This is a genomic window from Rheinheimera sp. WS51 (assembly GCF_050936095.1).
GTDB lineage: Bacteria > Pseudomonadota > Gammaproteobacteria > Enterobacterales > Alteromonadaceae > Alishewanella.
Window position 1 is genome coordinate 94,685 of the sequence record NZ_JBOTRC010000006.1, and the last position, 19,198, is coordinate 113,882.

The 19,198-nt window shown below is 39.1% G+C and carries 16 protein-coding genes; 2 read left to right on the forward strand and 14 right to left on the reverse strand.

Going from position 1 to position 19,198, the window contains the following annotated elements:
- Positions 1 to 106: 106 nt before the first annotated feature.
- Positions 107 to 799 carry a LuxR C-terminal-related transcriptional regulator gene (locus tag ACRCA4_RS09145; RefSeq protein ID WP_433187267.1) on the forward strand — a complete coding sequence of 231 codons (693 nt, stop codon included), beginning with the start codon at positions 107 to 109 and terminating at the stop codon, positions 797 to 799.
- On the opposite strand, the gene ACRCA4_RS09150 is transcribed toward ACRCA4_RS09145, so the two are convergent.
- The 8 genes from ACRCA4_RS09150 to ACRCA4_RS09185 all read right to left on the reverse strand — a co-directional run bounded on the left by ACRCA4_RS09150 (position 800) and on the right by ACRCA4_RS09185 (position 10,099).
- On the reverse strand, positions 800 to 4,327 hold the full coding sequence (locus ACRCA4_RS09150) for a PAS-domain containing protein (RefSeq protein ID WP_433187270.1): 3,528 nt from the start codon (positions 4,325 to 4,327) through the stop codon (positions 800 to 802).
- A gap of 149 nt (positions 4,328 to 4,476) precedes the next feature.
- The gene (locus tag ACRCA4_RS09155; protein WP_433187273.1) at positions 4,477 to 4,983 is read right to left on the reverse strand and encodes a GNAT family N-acetyltransferase; all 507 of its coding nucleotides are present in this window, start codon (positions 4,981 to 4,983) and stop codon (positions 4,477 to 4,479) included.
- Positions 4,984 to 5,004: 21 nt separating this feature from the next.
- Positions 5,005 to 5,820 (reverse strand): hypothetical protein, encoded by an 816-nt coding sequence (locus ACRCA4_RS09160; protein ID WP_433187276.1) that lies wholly within the window; start codon positions 5,818 to 5,820, stop codon positions 5,005 to 5,007.
- 604 nt (positions 5,821 to 6,424) lie between these two features.
- Positions 6,425 to 6,985 carry an elongation factor P gene (gene efp, locus ACRCA4_RS09165; RefSeq protein WP_433187279.1) on the reverse strand — a complete coding sequence of 187 codons (561 nt, stop codon included), beginning with the start codon at positions 6,983 to 6,985 and terminating at the stop codon, positions 6,425 to 6,427.
- 18 nt (positions 6,986 to 7,003) lie between these two features.
- Positions 7,004 to 8,185 (reverse strand): elongation factor P maturation arginine rhamnosyltransferase EarP, encoded by a 1,182-nt coding sequence (gene earP, locus ACRCA4_RS09170; protein ID WP_433187282.1) that lies wholly within the window; start codon positions 8,183 to 8,185, stop codon positions 7,004 to 7,006.
- A gap of 384 nt (positions 8,186 to 8,569) precedes the next feature.
- On the reverse strand, positions 8,570 to 9,097 hold the full coding sequence (locus ACRCA4_RS09175; RefSeq protein WP_433187285.1) for a hypothetical protein: 528 nt from the start codon (positions 9,095 to 9,097) through the stop codon (positions 8,570 to 8,572).
- 1 nt (position 9,098) lies between these two features.
- Positions 9,099 to 9,416 carry a rhodanese-like domain-containing protein gene (locus ACRCA4_RS09180; protein ID WP_433187287.1) on the reverse strand — a complete coding sequence of 106 codons (318 nt, stop codon included), beginning with the start codon at positions 9,414 to 9,416 and terminating at the stop codon, positions 9,099 to 9,101.
- 68 nt (positions 9,417 to 9,484) lie between these two features.
- A complete protein-coding gene (locus ACRCA4_RS09185) occupies positions 9,485 to 10,099 on the reverse strand; it encodes a LysE family translocator (RefSeq protein ID WP_433187289.1) in 615 nt (204 codons plus the stop codon).
- A 132-nt stretch (positions 10,100 to 10,231) separates the two neighbouring features.
- Here ACRCA4_RS09185 and ACRCA4_RS09190 point away from each other — a divergent pair, with 132 nt between their 5' ends.
- Positions 10,232 to 10,426, forward strand: coding sequence for a DUF3185 family protein (locus tag ACRCA4_RS09190; RefSeq protein WP_433187291.1), 195 nt, complete (start codon positions 10,232 to 10,234; stop codon positions 10,424 to 10,426).
- A gap of 87 nt (positions 10,427 to 10,513) precedes the next feature.
- Here the strand turns inward: ACRCA4_RS09190 and glnS are convergent, their stop codons facing one another.
- From glnS to ACRCA4_RS09220, 6 genes are all read right to left on the reverse strand, one after another.
- Entirely contained in the window at positions 10,514 to 12,181 is a 1,668-nt protein-coding gene (gene glnS, locus ACRCA4_RS09195; protein ID WP_433187293.1) for a glutamine--tRNA ligase, read from the reverse strand.
- A gap of 105 nt (positions 12,182 to 12,286) precedes the next feature.
- A complete protein-coding gene (locus tag ACRCA4_RS09200; RefSeq protein ID WP_433187295.1) occupies positions 12,287 to 12,757 on the reverse strand; it encodes a thiol-disulfide oxidoreductase DCC family protein in 471 nt (156 codons plus the stop codon).
- 122 nt (positions 12,758 to 12,879) lie between these two features.
- On the reverse strand, positions 12,880 to 13,752 hold the full coding sequence (gene sucD, locus ACRCA4_RS09205) for a succinate--CoA ligase subunit alpha (RefSeq protein ID WP_433187297.1): 873 nt from the start codon (positions 13,750 to 13,752) through the stop codon (positions 12,880 to 12,882).
- Positions 13,752 to 14,918 carry an ADP-forming succinate--CoA ligase subunit beta gene (gene sucC / locus ACRCA4_RS09210; RefSeq protein ID WP_433187299.1) on the reverse strand — a complete coding sequence of 389 codons (1,167 nt, stop codon included), beginning with the start codon at positions 14,916 to 14,918 and terminating at the stop codon, positions 13,752 to 13,754. The genes sucD and sucC overlap by 1 nt, the downstream gene beginning before the upstream one ends.
- A gap of 143 nt (positions 14,919 to 15,061) precedes the next feature.
- A complete protein-coding gene (gene odhB / locus ACRCA4_RS09215; protein ID WP_433187301.1) occupies positions 15,062 to 16,264 on the reverse strand; it encodes a 2-oxoglutarate dehydrogenase complex dihydrolipoyllysine-residue succinyltransferase in 1,203 nt (400 codons plus the stop codon).
- Between the two features lie 64 nt (positions 16,265 to 16,328).
- Entirely contained in the window at positions 16,329 to 19,139 is a 2,811-nt protein-coding gene (locus tag ACRCA4_RS09220; RefSeq protein ID WP_433187303.1) for a 2-oxoglutarate dehydrogenase E1 component, read from the reverse strand.
- Between the last annotated feature and the right edge of the window lie 59 nt (positions 19,140 to 19,198).

A 19,198-nucleotide genomic window follows, 5' to 3' on the forward strand; every position in this document is an offset into this window, starting at 1 on the left:
ACATAGATGCTAGTTATCACAACCAGAATATAAAGACCGCATCTGCGGTCTTTTTTATTATATAATCAATAAATAACTACAAATTATACCTTGCCGGAGGAATTCGATGGCCAAGCTTATTGTTGCTGACGACCACCCTTTATTTCGAAGTGCGTTAATAAATGCCATCAGTAATAATTTTTCTCTAACCACAACCATTGAAACCGATAGTTTTGAAACAACCTGTACTGCCCTAGAGCAACACCCGGATACCGATTTGCTGTTGCTCGATTTACACATGCCGGGAAATTGCGGTTTTTTAGGCCTTATTCAGTTAAGAAAAAATCTTCCCTGCCTACCCATTGTTGTTATCTCAGCCAGTGAAGAGCTTGATGTTATTAGGCGCGTAATGGCTTTTGGCGCCTCAGCCTATATACCAAAGTCTGCCACACCCGTTGATATCGCTGAGGCATTAAATCAAGTTTTAGCCGGAGAGCTTTGGGTTCCTAACCATTTAGCTAAAGCCGTTTTTAATCATAGTAATCACGATACAGAGCAAGATATGGACTTAGCGGCCCGCGTTGCGCAGTTAACCCAGCAGCAATATAAAGTGCTTTATTACCTAACTGAAGGTTGGTTAAACAAACAAATAGCCTATGACTTAGCGATATCTGAAGCGACTGTTAAAGCCCATATTACGGCCATCTTTCGCAAACTAGGTGTATCTAATCGAACTCAGGTAGTTATTCAAGCACAACGTTTAACCTTAGAGGCACCGGTAAATAAAGCTATCGCTAAGTTTTCACCATCTCACCGTTAATTATTTATTTTTGTACCTAGTTAAATGATTTAAGCTGGCCCTTAAGGCCGCAGGTTTTATTGGTTTTGCTAAAAATAATAATCCGTGCTTTTTCGCTTTCACTGCTAGATCAGGATCTGGCGAAGCTGAAACAATAATGCCGTTTAATTTTCCCCATATAGGCTGTATTTTTTCATAAACCGATAATCCAGTTACCTCTTTAGCTAATTGATAATCTAAAATTAAAATATCAGGTGCAGGATGGTCCTTTGCATAAGCTATAAAACTGGCTTCATCGTAAAAGCATACAACCTTGTTTATTTGCCATTGTTTTAATAACACCGTTAATGCCGTTAAATTAGCGTCATCATCATCAATACATACAATAGATAATTCAGGAAAAGGCTGAGGTTTGGTATAACTTACAGGCTTTGTCACACTGGTTTTAGATTTTGCAACAATAGGTAATTCAATACTAAAAACTGAGCCTTTTCCTAGCACAGAATTTACGCTTAGTTTATGGTTTAATAAACGCGCCATTCTTTGTACAACCCCTAAGCCTAACCCAACACCTTGCTGGCCCCTTGCTGTACTATCAACGCGATAAAAATCGTCAAATATTCTTTTTAAATCAGCGTCGCTAATACCCGGTCCTGTATCCCACACTTGAATTAACGCGCTATCTCCACGCTTACGACAGCTAACGAAAACACGACCCGTTACGGTGTACTTAAGCGCATTTGATACTAGGTTTTGTAATATTCGCCGTAAATAAGTAGCATCAGTTAATACCTGTACACTTAGTGTTTTAGCCGTTAAAGCTAGATTTTTTTGCTTAGCTACTAGGCTAAAACTATCAACTAAAGAGTAAATTAACTCGTCAATTGAGAACGTTTGGATTTCAGGCGTTAAGTTGCCATCATCTAATTTGGCAATATCTAATAATGTGGCAATTAATTCTTCAGAGGCTTTTAATGAGTTATCTAGCTGATTTATCACCGACTGTTGCTGCAGATTATTTGCATTATTTTCTAATGCAGCAGTAAAAAGTCTCGCTGCATTTAACGGTTGTAATATATCGTGTGACGCTAACGCTAAAAAGCGTGTTTTGGAGGCGTTTGCTGCATCTGCTTCTATTTTAGCCTGTAATAATTGCTGCTCTGTTACCCTGCGTCGTCTAATTTCAGTTAATAACTCCTCATTAATCTGTGAAATAGTTTGGGTGCGCTCTTGTACCCTATCCTCTAAGTGCTGTTTCGCCTCAGCAAGCGCCTTAACAGCAGATACATGTGCTGTAATATCGGTAAAGCTTGTGACAAATCCACCACCTGGAATTGGGTTGCCACGCATTTCAACTACTTGACCGCTGGGCCAAACTCGCTGAAACACATGCGCGGTACCCGCTTGTAAATGCTTAAGCCGCTTTTCTATCTGGGTATTAACATCCCCATCACCACACATTCCTCTTTTGGCATTAAAACGGACAATATCTGCAATCGGCCGTCCAACTTTAATTAAGGCAGCTGGATAGTCAAACATAGTTAAATAGGCTTTATTCCATGCAATAAGCTTTAATTCAGCATCGATTACGCTGATACCTTGGCTTAAATTTTCCAGGGTGGTAAATAATACTTTTCTCGAAAATTGAATAGCTTGGCTGGTATCATCAAACAGTGTAACAACGTCTTCTAAACCAAGCTGACGGCCATCTACTAGCGCATTGACCATAGTCGAAGCCGATGACGAACCTATTACACCAGCAAGCTCACGTTCAACATGTTCAATTAAAATGCTCATGGGCAAATTAAGAGGATCTAATACTGCATGCTGTTTAGATAAATGCACAAGACTTTCTTTGGCTTTATTTACACCAAGAAATTGCTCTAATAAGATCATTAAGTCGGCATGTTGAACTTTAATCTGTTTAGTTGAAGCGCTAACATAATTAACGGGTAAATTAGGCTTCACAAAAGCGACAGCTTGTAGCCTATCTTGTAATCTAGTGGGTGTAACTAGCGAAACAATAAAATATAAAAAGCTATTTGCGAGCACTGAAATTAAAACCCCATGGCTTAAGTTATCAAGCTCAAGTGCAAAAATTGAACTTGGCTTAAACCAATGCCAACCAAATAGTCCGGTGTTTAAAATAGTACTGTTAATAGCACCTGCATTCACCAGCTGCGGCAGCATTAACGTAAAAAACCACAATATAAAGCCAATACTTAGCCCCGCATAAACTCCCCAAACATTACCTCGGCGCCAATATAACCCTCCGATCACAGCTGGAGCTAGTTGTACTGCTAAGGCAAAAACAACTAAGCCAGTTTCGGCTAACTCATAGTTGCGAGCAAAAACATCATAATAAAAATAAGATAAAGCCATAACTACAAAAATCATACTACGGCGAAGCCATAAAATAATTAGGCTAAAATTTTGCTTACTCGATTTTCGTTTACTCGCTCTTAGTAAGCTTGGCATAATCATATCGTTTGTGATCATGTTTGATAACGCCAAAGAAGCCACGATAATCATGGATGTAGCAGCAGCAAAGCCGCCAATAAAAACAAATGTACTTAAGGCATTCCAGCCAGCATGAGATGGAATTAATAAAACAAAATTATCGGCATTATTGTTCGGGAACAGCTGTATTCCTGTTAAGGCAATAGGCATTATTGCCAGCGTTATAAAAATAAGGTAGCCACAAAACCAAGGTTTCGCCTGTTGTAAATATTTAGAAGATGTTTTCTCGATAAAAGTAACATGAAACTGCCAAGGTAAGATAAATACGGCTACCATTGCTAAGCAGGTTTTAATAGCAAATTCAAAAACAGTAAAATTGCCTTGTTGGCTGTTTTTTGCATGCTCTGCAAATCGTTGTAATAGTAGATCACCAGGTTCAAGTAATAGCCAATAAGCAACTAGAGCTAAGCATAATAAAGCAAACAATTTAATGACGGAGCCAAAAGCAATTGCCAACATTACACCTCGGCGTTGCTCTGTAAGGTAAAGCTTCCTAGTGCCAAACCAAATAGCAAAGCACGTTAAAGCCGCTGTGCTTAATAGCGCACTATCTTGCCACCAAACAACACTATTTGAATTAAACTCACTGCCTAAAATTATATGGTATGAACTAGCAACGGCTTTTAGCTGTAATGCGATATAAGGGATAACGATTATTAAGCAAAGGATGGATGTGATTAAAGCAAGATTTCTGCGTTTACCGTACCGCGCGGCTATAAAATCAGTTACAGAAGTGACATTTTGTTTTTTGCTCAGGTGAAATAATTTAAACAAAAAAGGTTGAGCAAATAAAAAAAGAATTATAGGCCCTAAAAAAATGGCAATAAACTGCCAACCTTGCCGAACTGCCGTTCCCACCGCGCCATAATATGTCCATGATGAGCAATATACAGCTAAAGCTAAGCTATATAGTAGGCCATTAAATTTATTAAGAACGCGATTAGTAGTGTTACGCTCTGCCCAGCCAGCCAGTAAAAACAAAGTTGCAAAATAGAATAAAACTAATGCTGCAATTATCCAGGCTGACACGTCTGTCTCCTCTACACTATAAAGGCAATAAAAGTATGTAGGCTTGCTAGTTAAATATAAAATAACACTAAGCCGTCAAATTAATTAGCGAGTGAAATAATGACAGATCTTTATAGAAAACGACACTAATTAGCTTTACTATGTTTTAATCATATAGTTTTAATCATATAGATCGCATCTTTGTCAGCATAAGTTTGCAGTGCCTCAGCAGCCTCAGGCGATAGCCGTTCAATTGTTTGAAACCCTTTAGTTTGCCAATAGCTTTGTGCACCTTGCACTGCAACTAATGCTAACTTATCAAAGCCCGAATCAGTTGCAAATTGCTCTGCATGCTCTAGTAATTTATTAGCAAGACCTTGCTTTCTAGCATAAGGAGCAACGGCTAAATCATGTAAATAAAGTAAATCTGCTTGTACCCCTTGCTTAAAAGGGCTTCCTAATGCTGCAATAAAACCTTGTTTAGCTGGATAACTTAATAAATAAGCTTGAACTGTATTATCGGGTCTTGTTATAACCCAGCAGCTTGCAGGCTGCGTACTTATGCGCTGGGCTAATAACTCAGGAGCTTCATATAAAGCATCACCATAACAACTATCTTGGATTTGTATAACCGAAGATAAATCGGCTGACTCAATTGATTTTATAATTGCAGGCATAAAAACTCAGTATTAATAGAGTTAATAAATACAGTCAGTAAATTGTTGAAAAGTAGCTGCTGCTATTTGCCTAAGTTCAGCTTGTAATGTTTCTGCAACATTTATCTGCGGAATATAGACTAGATTTTCAACTGACTCGCCAGTAATAACTTGATAAAAAATTAAAGCTGTTAGCAAAGTGCCATTAATAGAGGCATGATTACCATCAATGTGAAAAGATACATCAGGTAAGTTTTTAATAGCTAAATCCCATGCTGGTCCAATAGGTGCGACACATGCTGCAGCTCTACTTGTTATATCAACATGTAATGCGTAAATACGCATACCTTCTTCCTTATTTCCTTCGCGAGGATGCTCTGGAAATAGAATTGGCGTAGCACCTTGTTGTTTTGTTAGTTCAATCCAATACTCTGCTGCGCTTGTTGGATATGTATACTTTCCTGATGTTGAATATTTTTGCGCCTGCCAAATAACATGACTCCATCGACGGGACTCTATTGTTTCTGCCGTAACACCATCGTTAAAACGTGAGTCAAGATAGCCCATACCTGGACCTACTATCGAAATAGCATATTTATCGGTGCCTTGTTCTAATAATAATTGTATAACATCAGCTAAGTTATGAACTCTAACATGACTATTTCCAAAAAGTAGTATTTGATAACTGTCAACATAACGGTTATCTGGAATTGGTAGATTTTCAACCGTTGAAGGAGGGGGCGGGGGTGGCAAAGTTGTATCCGTTGGATTATCGGATACACTATTATTATCATTACAAGCAATTAATAAGAATAAGAATAAATACAAAAACTTCATTTTTGTTAAAAATAATCGCATAAGTTTCCCAAATATGATCAAGATTACCACATTGTAAATCAATAAAAAAAATACGCAATTTTAAATAAAAAAACAAACAACCAATTAACAATGAAATTATTGACTAATATCCGATCAGGTTTGAGCATTGGTAAATGCTGTGATGGTATCTGGTATATCTTTCGCAATAAGCATAGCCCCATCTATACCTGATAAAGTTGCACTATAGTGTGACTAGCACTATCACTTCAATGGCCGACTATAAGTTAAAAATAGGTTTTATTGTTTCGTAACCAAGACGTTATTTCACTTTCACAATACAACTCTATCGACATAAAGGTATTATCTACCAGCAAAAATATCTAGCCGATACACCATCTATTTTATCGACATATTACAGAGCATTATGATACCTCGCACCGCCCGAATCATCTGCGCCAAAGGTCATCAGCCAAGCTATAAAATTAACAGGACAGCTGATTACTAATTCCCTCCTGATGTAGCAAAAAAGCCTACAGAGGTTATTCTGTAGGCTTTTATTTACCAGCCAATGGATCTGTAAACCAATCTTGAATTGTTATTTAATCTACATTACGCCTTAGCGCCTTTTTATTCAAAATTAAAGTTATTTAGCACGGCCACGGTATTCGTCGGTGCGAGTGTCAATTTCAATCTTGTCACCTTCTTTAACAAAATCAGGAACCATAATTTCGAAACCAGTTTCAATTTTAGCTGGTTTCATTACTTTACCTGAAGTATCACCACGCGCTGCTGGTTCAGTGTAAGTAACTTCACGCACAACAATTGTTGGTAAGTCAACAGAAATTGGACGCTCATTGTAAAACACAACTGAACACTCCATGCCATCAACTAAGTATTTTAAGGCATCAGTCATATTTTCAGCTTCAACTTCAAACTGATTATATTCTTCATCCATAAATACATACATTGGATCAGCAAAATATGAATATGTCACTTCTTTAGTTTCTAAAAGTACTTGCTCAAACTTATCATCAGCACGATAAACTGTTTCCATACCTTGGTTGGTTAATAAGTTTTTCATTTTCATTTTAACAACGGCAGCGTTACGGCCTGATTTATTAAACTCGGCTTTTAAAATTACCATTGCTTCTGTACCAACCATTATTACCTGGCCAGCACGTAGTTCTTGAGCTGTTTTCATCATGATTTTAATATCTTCTTGTTAGCGAAAATTTCGGGTTATTATAAATTTTTTTTCAACAAAGTGCACGAGGTTGTGTGCAAGATCACCGTTAAGGTTCAGTTGTTGTTGCCACTTAATATTATAACCTGCGATTTCAGGTAAAATATCAATAAAATCAAGCCATACCTTAACTAAAGACTGTTGCGTATTCCAGGCCATATACATATTCTGCAGTTTTTCTTTTACACTTTTAGGCATATTTGCGCAGTAAAGTTGCAAAAAAGACTGTAACTTTATTAAGTGGGCATCATCTTGCTGGCGATAAATTTGCCAAATAAACGGCTTATTAGCCCAATGTGCTCTAATAATAGAATCTTCGCCACGAACAAAGTTAATATCACAGGCCCATAATAAATAGTCATAATCGTCTTGTGGTAAAAAAGGTAAAACAACTAAAGTTAAATTGCCTATTTTGCAAAGCTTTTGCTTAGCTTGATTACTATTTAAGCTTGGTAAAATAGACGCGACTTGCTCTGCTAACATACCTTCAGGAATAACACATAATACGGGCTTTGTATTTTGTTGCCAGCACTTAAGTAAATCTGCAAGTTGCTGATGATCATAGGCAAATAGTGATACTTTATACTGATATTGCTCAGGCTGAGTAATTAATAGCTTTTGCCAAAAGGCCGCTTGCTGCTGGGGGGTATTAATAAAAGTATCCCGCTGCATCGCTAAATATTGCTCTTTCAACAAACCGCCAGTTGCAGGGCTAAAACCAGGAAAAAAGAAATATTTATTAATAGCCAGCTGAGGTTGTGGTGACGCTAAGCCATGGCAGCCCTCTACCCAAGTTTCAGCAGATAAATATTCTAGGTTTAGCCATAAAGGTTGCACAGTTTCAGCTGCCATCTTTAACTGATAAGACTTAGGAATAGTACAGGCTAACGCTTCTATAACTACATCGGGGATCTGCACTTGTTGCCATTGGGTTTGTTCTGACCATAAACAAACACTCACCCCATTAATCAGTTGCTCTTTGGCTGCAGTATTAATTTGTGGGCAGATGCGTTTAAAGCTAACTAAATCGTCAACCCATAAACGAACTTCTAGGTTATATTCACTCGTAAGTTGTCGGCTTAGCCGCCAACAAATACCGATGTCACCAAAGTTATCAATTACGGCACAAAAAATATCCCATTTTAGCGCATTACTTTTCATATTTTGCTGTTTAGTTAAAAAATAGGCTGCGGATTATACCCAGTAATGCACGTAACCCTATAAATAAAATTGCGCAAATGAGTCCGGATAATAAAAGTGCTATTAAATATTTAATTGTCAGCTTAAGTCGATATTTAATCTTATCCAGTAGCCCTACATCGGAGCTGACTTGGGTTACAGGCTCAATAAATAACAAGCTGATAAGGTATGCCTGCACGCTCGATAACAAAACGACGACACTGCTTAGCTGCCATTGCTGTGCTAAGTTTGCTTCAGCAACAGTGATTAAATAAATAAAAGTGCTCAGCGCAGTTATGCTAATTAATATAACTAACCAACGTATTTTAGCTAATTTCACAGCCAGTTTATGATAAAAATTCAACATTAAAATAGGCCTTGTTTAGCCAGTTTCGCAGGAAATAGCGCGATTAAATCTGCATCATTATGTTGCGCAGAGATTAACCAAATTTGCTCAAAAGGTTGAGACAAAGGCACTTGTAACTTGGGATACAATTGTTTTATATCCTTAGTACTCCATAGCGGGTTTAAGTTACGAATAACCAACCATACACGTTCAGAATCATAAGTTTTAACTGACTTATTATTTAGCAACCTATTTAAAGCAGTTAATAAGCGTGTTTCTGCCGGCGAGTTAAGTAGTGCAATAAGCTCTTCACGGGTGCTATCGTCAAGATCGCGACCTAAGATCTGCATAGCTTCTATTTCACTGCCATATAAGTGAGCTATCTCCAAATCAAGCCGTTGCTCATTTAAATAACAAGACACATCGGGCTTAGCCGGCTCATTATGCCAAATATGGCGCATTGTTAAGCCCATTTTTTGCTCGTATAACCGCATAAATTGCTTAGCAGCTTGATGCTCAAGGCGGTGTTTCTCGCTGTTAGACTGCATTTTAGTCTGCTATGAGTTGTTCGTATCCACCTTCATTAGTGACATTTGTGTAACCTAAAGCACTTAACGTTTCTAAAGCGACACCTGCACGGCGGCCACTTTTACAATAAAGATGAATGGGCGCATTTTTATCCGTAGTCACAGCACTGATATTATCCGCTATAACATCAAATGGAATATTAACCGCTGTTGGCAAATGACCAGCTTCATATTCTTGAACCGTGCGCACATCAATCCAAATTGCTTGTGTTTGTGTTTGTGTTTGTGTGCAGCCTAGCATAACTAACACTAGACCAATTAAAAGCATAAATTTTTTCATCAAATACTCCTAAATAAAGTTGTTAAAAATAACGTCTTAATAAACTCAGTAAAAGTTGGCTTTATTATTTAATTAAAATAATAAAGCCAAAGCTCGCTAATCACCGGTAAAACAGACAAAATTAAAATAATCGCCATACTAATATTAAAAACACGTTGGAAAACCGGTTTGGTTAAGACTCTACGTAGTAGCGCCCCACCAATTAACCACAACCCCACGCAGGGAAAAGCGACAGCTAAAAATGCCAAGGTTATAATAACAACTTCTTGCCAATATACCCCATCTAAAGTAGTAAAAGCAGCAATAGCACCCGATGCCATAACCCAGGCCTTGCCATTAACCCATTGAAAAAGAACAGCTTGCATAAAGCTTAAAGGCTTACTTGTACCCTGCTCTATTCGTTTTGGCTCGGCCGTAGCAATATGCCAAGCTAACCAAACAAGATAGATGACACCAATCAATTTAATTAACTGGTGTAAATTAGGGTATTGTTCAAAAACAACGCCAAAGCCTAAGCCAACCAGTAATACCATAAAGGGGAACCCTAAACAGATCCCTAGTAAGTGGCCTAAACTCGCTTTAATGCCATAATTAACGCCAGATGACATTATCATGACATTATTTGGGCCCGGCGTAATGGTAGTGGAAAAAGCAAACAATATCACAGCTAGAAAAATAGCCATATAAGCCTCATGTTTTACTATTACAAATTATTAAAAACTAAATTTTTCTCGAAATTACTAATATTTTATAACATACTGATTTGCGTTAATTAATTTTAACGCTACGCTTAATGCATAAATAAAGGAGAATGTATGAATAAAATTATTGGTTTAGCCTTATTAGTTGCCGGCGTTATTTTACTTTACTTCGGTTACAACGAATATAACTCTACCGCATCAGAAGTAACAGAGCTAGTTACAGGCAGCCCTACTGACAATGCAATTTGGTTTTTGGTCGGCGGTGCTATAGCGGCAATTATTGGTATTGGCGCCCTATTAAAAAAATAAACCCTATTTTTATAGGTTAATACTATTAAAAAAGCCTGCATATTTAATGCAGGCTTTTTAATAAGTATGAAGTAACCTTGTTACAGACTAATTATCTTCTTTGCCCCAGCTATCACGTAAACCTACAGTACGGTTAAATACTAACTTGTCAGCAGAAGAATCGCGATTGTCAGCACAATAATAGCCTTCACGCTCAAACTGATAAGCAAATTCTGCAACAGCTTGTTGTAATGAAGGCTCAACTAGCCCCTGTTTAATAACTAATGAATCAGGATTAATCACAGTGAAGAAATCGTCAGCCGCAGCAGGGTTTGCAACACTAAATAAGCGATCGTATACCCTAAACTCAGCCGCAACCGCATGCTTAGCTTCAACCCAATGGATAACACCACGCACCTTGCGACCATCGGCAGGGTTTTGCCCTAAGGTTTCAGGTAAGTAGCTACATTTTAATTCAATGATCTCGCCATTTTCATCTTTAATCACTTCATCGGCATGAATAACATAAGCATTACGTAATCTAACGTCACCGTTTAACACTAGACGCTTATATTTTTTATTCGCCTCTTCACGAAAATCGGCTTTATCAATATACACTACAGGACCAAAAGGTAGTTTGCGTGTGCCTTTAGTTTCATCTTTGGGATGATTAGGCGCATCTAGCCATTCAATGCCATCTGCTGGGTAATTAGTTATAGTAACTTTTAAAGGCTCAAGCACCGCCATAGCACGAGGCGCATTAGTATCAAGATCTTCACGAATACAAGCCTCAAGTGCGCTCATTTCAATGGTATTGTCTTGTTTGGTTACACCAATGCGTTTGGCAAACTCACGAATAGCAGCAGGTGTATAACCACGACGGCGTAAACCTGCGATAGTTGGCATCCGTGGATCATCCCAACCTGTAACAATATTAGCTTCTACTAGGGTTTGTAACTTACGCTTACTCATTACCGCATATTCAAGATTTAAGCGTGAAAACTCAATTTGCTGTGGATGACAAGGAATAGTAATGTTATCTAAAATCCAGTCATATAAACGGCGGTTATCTTGAAACTCTAGAGTACATAAAGAATGCGTTATGCCTTCTAATGCGTCGGAAATACAGTGCGTAAAATCGTACATTGGATAAATACACCATTTATCTTCTGTTTGGTGGTGATGAGCAAACTTGATCCGATAAATAATAGGATCGCGCATACACATAAAAGAAGACGCCATATCAATTTTAGCTCTTAATGAGCATTCGCCTTCCTTAAAGCCACCCGCACGCATTTTTTCAAATAAGGCTAGATTTTCAGCCACTGGCGTATCACGGTATGGACTATTTTTACCCGGCTGAGTTAAGTTGCCACGATACTCACGCATCTGTTCGCCATTTAAGAAACAAACATAGGCTAAACCTTTATTTATTAACTCAACTGCAAACTGATATAACTGATCAAAATAATCAGAAGAATAATGAACATCACCATGCCATTGAAAACCTAACCAATTAACGTCTTGTTGAATTGAGCGTACAAAGTCGATATTTTCTTTTTCTGGGTTAGTATCATCAAAACGCAAATTACATTTGCCTTGATAATCATTAGCAATACCGAAGTTTAAACAAATAGATTTAGCATGACCTATATGCAAAAAACCATTAGGCTCAGGCGGGAAACGAGTTTGCACGGCATTATGTTTACCTGATGCAAGATCTGCATCAATAATTTGTCTAATAAAATTAGTTGGGCGCTGTTCTAAATCCGCCATAGAATCATGTTTCCTTGTATAGCTGAAACTCAGTTAAGATGCGGCATTATAGCAGCGAAAATGCTACTGGCTACTGCCTTTTCAAACTTGCACTAAGCATATTCATTAAAGTAAAAAATTTGAATTAATAGCGACTGTGTTAAAACCAATAAAACGAGATCGTACCGCTTCTGTAGGTAAAATACAGCTTTGCGACTGACCAAACCAACGGTAACGACGTTTGGCAAATGAACGATATAAGTAATCGCGCAACCGTTTAGGAATAATACTAAAAACTGCACATAAAAACCAAAAGCCATCTAATTGTTTGCTAATAGCAATAGCCGCCGATGAAAACGTGTAAAGCCGATGCCCTTGCAGCAAATAGAGAGTATCTTGCGTGGCCATGTCTACTTTATACTGTTGCAGTAACTGTGTTGCTAACTCTGTTTGCACTGGACAAAATAAAAATAAAGCCTTGCTGTCACGCTGAATAATAAAGTTAACCGCTGCATGGCAAAAATAGCACTGTCCATCGTAGAACACGATATTGTGTTTTTGTAAATTTAAAATGAGTTTTTGCTTATCCGCTTGCATATATAACAGTAAAGTCTGTTTTAGAACTTAGGTTAGTATAACGGTTAAGCTTAATACTATATTAGCTATAAAATTTAGCGATAAAAAAACCCGCTAAAAGCGGGTTTTTTATAAGGCTTAACTTACCAGCCTGTAATTTCACGTACTGCTTTACCGATATCGGCTAAAGAACGCACCGTTTTAACACCTGCGTCTTCTAAAGCACGGAATTTATCATCCGCTGTACCTTTACCACCAGAAATAATCGCACCAGCATGGCCCATGCGTTTACCTTCTGGCGCAGTTACACCAGCGATATAAGATACAACAGGTTTAGTTACGTTAGCTTTGATATAAGCTGCCGCTTCTTCTTCTGCCGTTCCACCGATTTCGCCAATCATAACGATAGCTTCGGTTTGTGGATCTTTTTCGAATAACGCTAAGATATCAATGAAGTTTGAACCAGGAATTGGATCACCACCGATACCAACACAAGTAGACTGACCAAAGCCTTCGTCTGTTGTTTGCTTAACAGCTTCATAAGTTAAAGTACCTGAACGAGATACAATACCTACTTTACCTGGCTTATGGATATGGCCTGGCATAATACCAATCTTACACTCACCCGGCGTAATAACACCTGGGCAGTTAGGACCGATCATGCGCACACCTTTACGATCAACATATTCTTTAGCAAATAACATGTCGATAGTAGGAATACCTTCAGTAATACATACGATTAATTCTAAGCCTGCATCTGCCGCTTCAATAATCGCATCTTTACAAAATGGTGCTGGTACATAGATAACTGTTGCAGTTGCACCTGTTGCCGCGACTGCGTCTTTAACTGTATTAAATACAGGTAAATCTAAATGCTTAGTACCGCCTTTACCAGGACTTACACCACCAACCATTTGCGTACCGTATTCGATAGCTTGAGTTGAGTGGAAAGTACCTTGACTACCAGTGAAACCTTGGCAGATGACCTTAGTGTCTTTGTTGATAATAATAGACATTATTTGCCCTCCGCGGCTTTAACAACAGCTTGAGCAGCTTCAGATAAAGAATTTGCTGCAATAATGTTAAGGCCACTATTTTGTAACTTCTGTGCACCTAAATCTGCGTTGTTACCTTCTAAACGTACAACAACAGGTACGTTTACACCGACCTCTTCAACAGCGCCAATAATACCTTCAGCAATCATGTCACAACGAACAATACCACCAAAGATATTTACAAATACCGCTTTAACTGCAGAGTCTGATAAAATAATTTTGAACGCTTCAGTAACACGCTCTTTAGTTGCACCACCGCCAACGTCTAAGAAGTTAGCAGGCTCGCCACCGCTTAATTTAACAATGTCCATAGTACCCATTGCTAAACCTGCGCCGTTAACCATACAACCGATGTTACCATCTAAAGCAACATAGTTAAGTTCCCACTGCGCAGCACGTGCTTCACGCGCATCTTCTTGAGAAGCGTCATGGAAATCACGTAATTTAGGCTGACGATACATAGCATTGCTATCTGCAACTAATTTTGCATCTAAACAATGTAAATTACCGGCAGTAGTAATAACTAAAGGGTTAACTTCAATTAAGGCAATGTCTAAATCTACAAACATTTTAGCTAAGCCTAAAAAGATTGTAGTAAATTGCTTAATTTGTAACGCGTTAAGACCTAGTTTAAAACCAATTTCACGCGCTTGATATGCTTGACCACCTACAAGTGGATCAATTTCCATCTTGATAATTTTTTCAGGCGTTTCTTCTGCTACTTTCTCGATATCAACACCGCCTTCAGTCGATGCCATAAAGACGATTCGACGGCTTGAGCGATCAACAACTGCACCTAAGTACAATTCTTTTTCAATATCAGTACAGGTTTCAACCAGAATTTTACTGACAGGTTGTCCGTTAGCATCAGTTTGGTAAGTTACTAAGTTTTTACCCAACCAATTTTGAGCAAAAGTACGAATCTCTTCTTTAGAAGAAACTAACTTCACACCGCCCGCTTTACCGCGGCCACCTGCGTGAACCTGAGCTTTAACTACCCATTTGTTACCACCAATACGATCAGCAGCTTCTGCAGCAGCTTGTGGAGTTTCTTCCGCAAAGCCTTCAGATACTGGTAAACCGTATTCGCGGAACAGCTGTTTTGCCTGATACTCGTGCAAATTCATGGCTTATTTCCGTTCATTTGAATATTAAAGCTGCCCAACATGGTACAGCCTGTGTTTAATCGGCGCGTATTATACTGCCAATTGATGAAATACAAAATGCTGTTGTTAAAAAACAACAGCATTTTTTTACTCGTTACTGAGTATTAGATATCTAACAAGATACGGGTTGGGTCTTCAAGTAACTCTTTAATCGTTACTAAGAAGCCAACTGACTCTTTACCATCGATGATGCGGTGATCATAAGATAACGCTAAGTACATCATTGGTAAAATTTCCATTTTACCATCTACCACCATAACGCGATCTTGAATTTTATGCATACCTAAGATAGCAGATTGCGGCGGGTTAATAATTGGCGTTGACATTAATGAGCCAAATACACCACCGTTAGTAATAGTAAAGTTACCACCGGTTAAGTCGTCCATAGCTAACTTACCATCACGACCTTTTAACGCTAAGGTTTTAATAGCTTGTTCAATTTCGGCTAAGTTCATTTTGTCACAGTCACGTAGTACAGGCGTAACTAAACCACGTGGTGTTGATACCGCGATGCTGATATCAAAGTAGTTGTGATAAACAATATCATCGCCATCAATAGCAGCATTAACTTCAGGGAAGCGTTTTAAGGCCTCTGTTACCGCTTTAACATAGAACGACATAAAGCCTAAACGAATACCATGGCGCTTTTCAAACGTCTCTTGATATTGCTTACGTAAGTTCATAATCGGCTTCATGTTAACTTCATTAAATGTTGTTAACATAGCCGTAGAGTTTTTCGCTTCAAGAAGGCGATTAGCAATCGTTTTACGTAAACGTGTCATAGGTACACGTTTTTGGGTACGATCGCCACTCACTGTCGCAGAGGGTGCTGCAGCAGGTGCTGATTTAGCTGGAGCAGAAGCTAAGAATTTCTCAACGTCTTCTTTAGTTACACGGCCATTTTTACCTGTGCCTTTTACTTTAGATGCGTCTAAACCTTTTTCAGCAATTAAGCGACGTACTGACGGGCTTAACGCATCATCACCGGCTTCATCTTTAGCAGATTCTTGCGTTTGAGCAGGTTTATCTTCTGCTTTTTGCTCAGATTTAGTTTCAGCATTAGCCGCTGGTGCACCACCAGCCTCCATTTTACCGATCACTTCTTCAGCGGTTACTGTAGCGCCGGTATCATGAATGATCTCGCCCATTACACCGTCTGCTTGAGCAACAACTTCAAGTACCACTTTATCGGTTTCAATATCTACTAATACCTGATCGCGAGTAACAGCTTCGCCTGTTTTTACGTGCCAGGTTGCGATTGTTGCATCTGCAACTGATTCTGGAAGTACGGGTACTATAATTTCCACTTTGTCACCTTTTACGGGTTGGTCTTATTAAGTATAAATGGCCTGCTAGGCAGGCCAAGTTAATTTATTTTATTGTTAGCGCATCATTAATTAAGGCTTGTTGCTGTTTATTATGAACAGACAAATAGCCTACTGCTGGTGATGATGAAGCTTCACGTCCGGCATAAGTTAAATTGCCAGCTTGCGGAATAGCACCACGGAAATGATGCTGGCTACAATACCAAGCGCCTTGGTTTTGCGGCTCTTCTTGACACCAAACAAAATCAGTAACATGTTGGTAATCGTTTAATACTTTGGCCATTTCATCATGTGGGAATGGGTACAATTGCTCAACACGGATAATCGCAACATCTTTTTGTTCACGTTTACGGCGCTCTTCAAGCAGTTCGTAATAAACTTTACCACTACAGAATACAACACGTTTAACATCTGATGGGTTAATATCATCTATTTCAGCAATTACATTATGGAACACACCGCTGGCTAATTCGTCTAAGGTTGACGTTGCAAGTGGGTGACGTAATAGAGATTTAGGTGACATAACAATCAATGGACGACGCATAGGACGAACCATTTGGCGACGCAGCATATTAAACACTTGCGCTGGCGTAGTTGGAATACACACCTGCATATTATGATCAGCACACAGCTGTAAGAAGCGCTCTAACCGAGCAGATGAATGCTCTGGGCCTTGGCCTTCATAACCATGAGGTAACAATAAGGTTAAGCCACATAAACGGCCCCATTTTTGTTCCCCTGAACTTAAAAACTGATCAATTACAACTTGAGCACCATTTGCGAAGTCACCGAACTGCCCTTCCCAAATAACCATAGTGCGTGGTTCTGCAGTAGCATAACCATATTCAAAAGCTAATACCGCTTCTTCTGATAAGGCCGAATCAAAAACTTCGAATGGCGCTTGTTTATCACTAACGTGTTCCAGTGGAATATAAGTAGAACCATCAGTTTGATTATGCAATACCGCATGACGATGGAAGAAAGTGCCACGGCCAGAGTCTTGACCAACAATACGGATCCGATTACCATCAGATACGGTTGAAGCGTAAGCTAAAATTTCAGCAAAGCCCCAATCAACTTTTTTCTCACCGGCTAACATCAAGGCACGATCAGCATAAACACGGCCTACTTGACGCTGCAATACAACAGATTCAGGTGTTTTAGTCGCGTTTTTACCTAGTTCTATTAATTTATCAAGTGAAATACTGGCATCATAATTAGCATCCCAGTCATGACCTAAATAGGGCGTCCAGTCGACAGAGGCAGCAGTAACAGCCACTTTTTCTTCAACTACGCAATCCCCTTTATCTAATGCATCGCGATAATCTGCAACTAAAGCAGAAACTTCATCGGCTGTGAATACATTCTGGCCAATAAGCTTGTTTGCATATAACTCACGCGGGGTTGGATGTTTTTTAATTTTTTGATACATCAGCGGCTGTGTTGCATTTGGCTCATCCGCTTCGTTATGACCGTTACGACGGTAACAAACTAAATCAATAACCACATCACGTTTGAAAGTATTGCGATAATCAACAGCTAGCTGTGCTACAAACACAACGGCTTCAGGATCATCACCATTAACGTGGAATATTGGTGCCTGCACCATTTTCGCAATATCAGTACAGTATTCAGTTGAACGGGTATCTTCTGGATTAGATGTCGTAAAGCCAACTTGGTTGTTGATAACAATACGCACTGTACCGCCAACCTTAAAGGCACGGGTTTGCGATAAGTTAAAAGTTTCAGCAACAACACCTTGGCCGGCAAATGCCGAGTCACCGTGAATAGTTACAGGTAAAGCGTATGAGCCATCACTGTTATCACGACGGTCTAAACGTGCACGTACTGACCCCATTACAACGGGGTTTACAATTTCTAAATGCGATGGGTTAAACGCTAGGGCTAAGTGAACATTACCGCCGGCTGTTTTAAAATCAGAAGAGAAACCCATATGGTATTTAACGTCACCCGCACCCACTACTTCGTACTTACCGGCAAACTCATCAAATAACTTAGATGGATTTTTACCTAAAACGTTAATTAGTGTATTTAAACGACCGCGGTGCGCCATACCAATAACGCAATCTTTAGCACCCTGTTCGCCAGCGCGATGAATCATCGCTTTGAGCATAGGTACCATCGCATCGCCACCTTCTAAACCAAAGCGTTTAGCACCTGGGAATTTTGACGATAACGCTTTTTCTAAGCCATCAGCAGCAATTAAGCCTTTAAGAATAGCGGCTTGCTCTGATTTGTTATAAGAAGGGGTTGATTGAATGCTTTCTAAACGCTGCTGGATCCAACGCTTTTCATCTGTAGAGACAATGTGCATATATTCAGCACCGATTGACCCACAATAGGTTTTCTCTAATGCTTTATATAAGTCTCCCAGTTTCATGGTTTCTTGGCCACTGGCGAAAGATCCCACATTAAACTCGGTATCAAAATCAGCTTCAGATAAATCATGGTACGACAACTCAAGATCACGAACTCGTGGTCTTTGCCACAGCTTTAATGGATCAAGATTTGCCTGCTGATGGCCGCGAAAGCGGTAAGAGTTAATCAGCTGCAACACTTTAACCTGACGACTATCTGCTGCACCGCCATTATTAACCACCACGACTTCGCGATGTTTGTTTTTAGCTAAATCAGCAAATTGCTGCCTAACATCAGCATGACGAACTTCTAAATCTACCCCATCCAATTTAGGTAGTTTGGCGAAAAAATCACGCCATTCATCAGAAACGCTGGTAGGTTCAGCTAAGTAGGATTCATAGAGTTCATCAACATAGGCCATGTTTCCACCGCCTAAATGAGAAGACTCTAGCCACGCCTTCATTACACCTTCGTGCATTTAGTTTCCCTTAATTTCCGCGCACCTGGAAAAAGTAGCAAAAAAACGCGCATTATGCT